Below are 1,455 nucleotides of genomic sequence, written 5' to 3'. Positions count from 1 at the left end.
GTCTTATATAGGATTGAATAGTTTAATTAAGTCGGATAATCACTTAGTAATTATTCTAATAACCAAGGTCAATTCTTTTGAAATTATCAGTATAATCATACTCGCATATCTGTTTACAAAAAAATAGAAGGAAGTAAAAAAGATTTTACACTTATTCTTTACTTTTTTTCTAACTAAGAGGGGTTACTTTTCTGATGTTCCAAGATTACAAGAAAGAAATGCAAAAATTAATGCGCTATTTTTTTTAACTTACTTTATTATTGTTATTATTAGTTTGATGTTCATAAACTTAGATCGGCCAGAAGTAGTAATGGGCGAAAATGATTTTTACTTTTTCACAAAAGTTTTTTTCAATAATTTCATTTTTTTTATATTATGTAGCGGATGTGTTCTAAATAAGTATGTTACCTATGTTGTAATAATATCTAATGCTTATCTTCTAGGCATTAATACGCCGCTAATTATTATGTTACAAATGGGTGCAGTATCCGTTCTACTTCATGGAGGGATCGAGTTTTTTGGTTTTTTCTTGGGTGCACTTATTGGTTTGAAAAGTATTGAATATCATGTGGCAAACGTCAAAAATACAAAATTAATTTTATTATTAGGAATTATCGCTATTTTTCTAGGTGCATTGGTAGAAGCATATATCACCACTTTTTTAATGATTTAAATAAGGAGAATTACTATGCAGGAAATTTTGAAAGTAACAGATGTTAATTTTGAGAGGAGCGACTTTAGTCTCAACAACATAAGTTTTAAAATCTACAGTGGGGATATTGTTGGTTTGATAGGTGAAAATGGTGCAGGGAAAACAACTTTATTTAACGTAATATTTAAAAATTTAGAGCCGTCCAATGGAGAAATATCTTTTTTGGGCGATCAGCACACAAAAACAGACAAATCAGAAATGGCCATTATTCTAGACAAAAATCATTTCAACGCATCATTTACAGCTATTGATATAAACTCTATTTTTAGCAAAGTTTTTAAAAACTGGAACAAGGAGCTATTTTTTTCATACATAAAGGAATTCGACTTACCAAAAGATAAAAAAATTAACGATTATTCACATGGTATGAAAGTGAAATTAAATTTTGGCTATGCTTTTTTTCGAAAGCTCAAATTGTTGTTGCTGGATGAGACAACTAATGGATTGGATCCCGTATTTAGAAATACATTACTATCTTATATATCAGATTTTTCAAAGGAAACTGGATGTGCTGTGTTTATTCCTTAAGGAATAAGATTAAAATAATTTATGTTATCTCATTTTTGATCATACACTTTACTGCTGTTTTGATATTTAAAGAAACTGGGCTTATAATAGCTAATATTATTAGTATATTTTTTTCTGTATCGATTGTACTACCATTATTCACAGATGATCATAAAGACGATTGGTACTATTTTTCTACTACTTTGCCTATTAGACATACGGATATAGTCCTATCA

3 protein-coding genes are annotated in these 1,455 nt (G+C 28.7%); all 3 read left to right on the top strand.

Features of this window, described 5'->3' with window-relative positions; all coding sequences use genetic code 11:
- Positions 1-310: 310 nt before the first annotated feature.
- Positions 311-673 carry a stage II sporulation protein M gene (locus A5867_RS00040; protein ID WP_249269993.1) on the top strand — a complete coding sequence of 121 codons (363 nt, stop codon included), beginning with the start codon at positions 311-313 and terminating at the stop codon, positions 671-673.
- Positions 674-688: 15 nt separating this feature from the next.
- Complete coding sequence (locus A5867_RS00035) at positions 689-1,240, top strand: ATP-binding cassette domain-containing protein (RefSeq protein ID WP_087626632.1); 552 nt, start codon at positions 689-691, stop codon at positions 1,238-1,240.
- Positions 1,219-1,455: ABC-2 transporter permease (locus A5867_RS00030; protein WP_170927558.1), on the top strand; the 237-nt coding region annotated here is incomplete at its 3' end. The genes A5867_RS00035 and A5867_RS00030, both read left to right, overlap by 22 nt.

It is taken from the genome of Enterococcus sp. 6D12_DIV0197, from assembly GCF_002174385.1.
GTDB lineage: Bacteria > Bacillota > Bacilli > Lactobacillales > Enterococcaceae > Enterococcus_D > Enterococcus_D casseliflavus.
The sequence above is the reverse complement of the archived record's forward strand: the minus strand, read 5'-3'. Positions and strand labels throughout refer to the sequence as shown.

What these genes read in the sequence shown, in the direction of transcription:
- A5867_RS00035 (WP_087626632.1), top strand. Translation starts at nt 689, where the DNA reads ATGCAGGAAATTTTGAAAGTAACAGATGTTAATTTTGAGAGGAGCGAC.
- A5867_RS00040 (WP_249269993.1), top strand. Translation starts at nt 311, where the DNA reads ATGGGCGAAAATGATTTTTACTTTTTCACAAAAGTTTTTTTCAATAAT.